Consider the following 3,376-nt stretch of genomic DNA (forward strand, 5'->3'; position numbering starts at 1 on the left):
AAGGGGTAAGCGGATTAAATGGTTGATCTTACCTTTGCATGAGAGTGAGACAGACTAGCATCTCATCGGATTATCTGGTTGATGCTTCACCTACTGCTGGTGCATGTTTCCTTCGCTAATTCCAGCAAGAACCCCACACGCCTCAACTTCCCGGTCATCGTTGCAACTCGCTCTCAGTGAAACGAGTTGTTTCTCAAGCGCTTGCAGAGCGGTTATCTGCGACCGCACATGAGAGATGTGATCATCGAGCAAGGCGTTGACGGCGGTACAAGGCTGATGAGGGTCGTCCTGATAGCTCTGTAGTTCGTGAATCTCAGCCAGTGACAGGCCCAGGATTCTGCAGCGACGGATGAAGGCCAGCCCCTCACCATGCTTCTCGGTATAGACACGGTAACCGTTGTCCTGCCGATCAGGCGGCGGCAATAAGCCCTGCTGTTCATAGAAGCGGATCGTCTGTGTTTCGACCCCTACCAACTGCGCCAACTGACCAATGCGCATCAGCCTCCTCCCCAACGGATTCTTTACTCTATTGACCTTATAGTAGCTTTATAGTTTAAAATGGTACCACAACATTGTTCAAGTGGAGTCATATTATGAGCAAATCCTGTGGTGGCGCCTGTGGCGGTGATGCAACGTCCGCAGCGGATACCGATATACAGGCCTCCTCCGAGGCGACAGGGAGATGGGTCAGTGTTTATGCAGTGCCGAAGATGGACTGTCCATCAGAAGAACGAATGATTCGCCTAGCCCTGAACGGCTTTGAGGAGATTCGGGCGCTGTCCTTCGACTTGTCGAACCGCCGGCTGAAGGTCGTGCATGACGGCGAGATCGAGCCCGTCACCTCGAAACTGAAGACCTTGGGGCTAGGCGCCTCGCTTCAGGAAACCGTCGCTGCAAATCCAGAGACCATCAAGGCCGCCGAGTTTTCGGCAGCTTCTGCTAAGCAAGAATCCTGGACCCTGCGCTGGTTGCTCGGCATCAATGCACTTCTGTTCGTAGTGGAAATGACTGCCGGTCTGATCGCCCAGTCCACCGGCCTGATTGGAGAATCCCTGGACAATTTTTCCGATGCGGCGGTGTACGGGCTTGCCCTTTATGCGGTTGGACATAGCGTGAAAATGCAGGTACGTGCCGCGCATCTTGCTGGTGTACTGCAACTGATCTTGGCTGTGGGCGTGCTCGTAGAGGTGGTGAGACGCTTTGTATTCGGTAGTGAGCCTGAATCTCTGGTGATGATGGCTATCGCATTCGTCGCATTGATTGCCAATACCAGTTGTCTGCTGCTCATATCCAAACATCGGGAAGGCGGGGCGCACATGAAGGCAAGCTTGATATTCTCGGCCAACGACGTGGTGATCAACCTGGGGGGCATCACCGCCGGCGCCCTGGTCGCGTGGACCGGTTCCAATTATCCAGATCTGATTATCGGCACCATCACGGGGGTGATTGTACTTAACGGTGCCAGACGCATTTTGGCGTTGAAGGGTTAAATAATGCTCATTATTGGCAAAAAGCTCTCGCCGTATGCCCTATTGTCCATATCGGGCCTGCTGGCAGCGTCTGATCAGGCTGTAAAGTGGCTGGTGCAGCAATCAATGGCCTATGGCGAGTATGTTTCGGTGACCCCGTTCTTTAACTGGGTGCACCTATGGAACACCGGTGCCGCATTCAGTCTTTTTGCGAATGGTGGAGGCTGGCAGCGCTACTTTTTTATCGGAATCGCGGTAGTGGTCTCGATTTTTCTGATCAAGCTGATCCTTGAAAATCGTCATAAAGGAGAAGCCATCGCTTACAGTCTTATCCTCGGTGGCGCCATGGGCAACCTGATTGACCGGGTCTTTCGCGGCTATGTTGTGGATTCCTTTGATTTCTATTGGCGAGACTGGCATTGGCCGGCCTTCAACCTGGCTGATATTGCAATTGTCCTCGGTGCCTTACTTTTCGTTTCCAGCAGCTTGTTGGGTAAAAAAGCAAACACCAATGCCGAGTCGGATGGATCTGACTGACACCTACGCCTATACAACACCATGACCGAACTTCCCGACAACATCCTTCACCTGCCGCAATACCAAGTACTGGGCTGCAAATCAACCGACGACGAAATGCACTTCCAGGTGGACGTGCCCGATCCCATCGCCTGCGAGGAATGCGGCGTGCAGGGTGAGTTCGTACGGTTCGGCAAGCGTGACGTTCCCTATCGTGATCTGCCCATCCACGGCAAGCGGGTCACTCTCTGGGTGGTCCGCCGCCGATACACCTGCCGGGCCTGCAAGACAACATTCAGGCCCCAGCTACCGGAGATGGTGGACGGATTCCGTATGACACTGCGGCTGCATGAGTACGTGGAGAAGGAATCCTTCAACCACCCCTACACCTTTGTGGCGGCACAGACCGGCCTGGACGAGAAGACGGTGCGCGACATCTTCAACGCCCGCGCCGAGTTCTTGGGGCGCTGGCACCGCTTCGAGACGCCCCGCATCCTGGGCATTGACGAGCTATACCTGAACAAGCGCTACCGCTGCATTCTGACCAACATTGAGGAGCGAACCCTGCTCGACCTGCTGGCCACCCGCCGCCAGGACGTGGTGACCAACTACCTGATGAAGCTGAAAGACCGGCAGAAGGTCGAGATCGTCAGCATGGACATGTGGAACCCCTACCGGGCAGCGGTCAAGGCTGTACTGCCCCAGGCCCGTATCGTGGTCGATAAGTTCCATGTGGTGCGCATGGCCAACGATGCCCTAGAGAGAGTGCGCAAGGGCCTCAGAAAGGAGCTGAAACCGTCCCAGAGCCGGACTCTCAAGGGAGACCGGAAAATCCTGCTGAAACGCGCTCACGAAGTCTCAGACCGGGAGCGCCTCATCATGGAGACCTGGACAGGCGCGTTCCCGCAACTGCTGGCCGCCTACGAGCACAAGGAGCGCTTCTACGGCATCTGGGACGCCACCACACGGCTCCAGGCAGAAGCCGCCCTGGACGAGTGGATAGCCACCATCCCGAAGGGCCAAAAGGAAGTCTGGAGCGATCTGGTCAGGGCAGTGGGAAACTGGCGTGAAGAGACCATGACCTACTTCGAGATGGACATGCCCGTCACCAACGCTTACACGGAGTCCATCAACCGACTGGCCAAGGACAAGAACCGTGAAGGGCGCGGTTACTCCTTCGAGGTGATGCGGGCACGAATGCTCTACACCACGAAGCACAAGAAGAAGGCACCGACTGCGAAGGTCTCTCCTTTCTACAAGAAAACCATCGGTTACGGACTGCCGGACTTCGCAGAGGAACTCAACTACGGAGTCGATCTATCAACCATCTGAGGGTGGTATCAGATTGATGGGGTGAAGGTGCCCCATCAACCATTAAATCCGTATACCCT

General features: G+C 55.3%; 4 protein-coding genes. 3 read left to right on the forward strand and 1 reads right to left on the reverse strand.

Features of this window, described 5'->3' with window-relative positions; genetic code table 11:
* Positions 1-90: 90 nt before the first annotated feature.
* Entirely contained in the window at positions 91-498 is a 408-nt protein-coding gene (gene cadR / locus ACTHSA_RS10760) for a Cd(II)/Pb(II)-responsive transcriptional regulator (RefSeq protein WP_004364961.1), read from the reverse strand.
* Between the two features lie 95 nt (positions 499-593).
* Between cadR and ACTHSA_RS10765 the strand changes: the two genes are divergently transcribed.
* From ACTHSA_RS10765 to ACTHSA_RS10775, 3 genes are read left to right on the forward strand one after another with little or no spacing between them, the layout of a single operon-like run.
* Positions 594-1,490: a cation transporter gene (locus tag ACTHSA_RS10765; RefSeq protein ID WP_070588402.1), complete on the forward strand. Its 897-nt coding sequence runs from the start codon at positions 594-596 to the stop codon at positions 1,488-1,490.
* Positions 1,491-1,493: 3 nt separating this feature from the next.
* Positions 1,494-2,006 carry a signal peptidase II gene (gene lspA / locus ACTHSA_RS10770; protein WP_003821921.1) on the forward strand — a complete coding sequence of 171 codons (513 nt, stop codon included), beginning with the start codon at positions 1,494-1,496 and terminating at the stop codon, positions 2,004-2,006.
* A 21-nt stretch (positions 2,007-2,027) separates the two neighbouring features.
* The gene (locus ACTHSA_RS10775; protein WP_049331821.1) at positions 2,028-3,317 is read left to right on the forward strand and encodes an ISL3-like element ISPpu12 family transposase; all 1,290 of its coding nucleotides are present in this window, start codon (positions 2,028-2,030) and stop codon (positions 3,315-3,317) included.
* Positions 3,318-3,376 lie beyond the last annotated feature (59 nt).

The sequence above is a fragment of the Neisseria sp. P0008.S002 genome (assembly GCF_051962805.1).
Taxonomy (GTDB): Bacteria; Pseudomonadota; Gammaproteobacteria; order Burkholderiales; family Neisseriaceae; genus Neisseria; species Neisseria perflava.

What these genes read in the sequence shown, in the direction of transcription:
- ACTHSA_RS10775 (WP_049331821.1), top strand. Translation starts at nt 2,028, where the DNA reads ATGACCGAACTTCCCGACAACATCCTTCACCTGCCGCAATACCAAGTA.
- lspA (WP_003821921.1), top strand. Translation starts at nt 1,494, where the DNA reads ATGCTCATTATTGGCAAAAAGCTCTCGCCGTATGCCCTATTGTCCATA.
- cadR (WP_004364961.1), bottom strand. Translation starts at nt 498, where the DNA reads ATGCGCATTGGTCAGTTGGCGCAGTTGGTAGGGGTCGAAACACAGACG.
- ACTHSA_RS10765 (WP_070588402.1), top strand. Translation starts at nt 594, where the DNA reads ATGAGCAAATCCTGTGGTGGCGCCTGTGGCGGTGATGCAACGTCCGCA.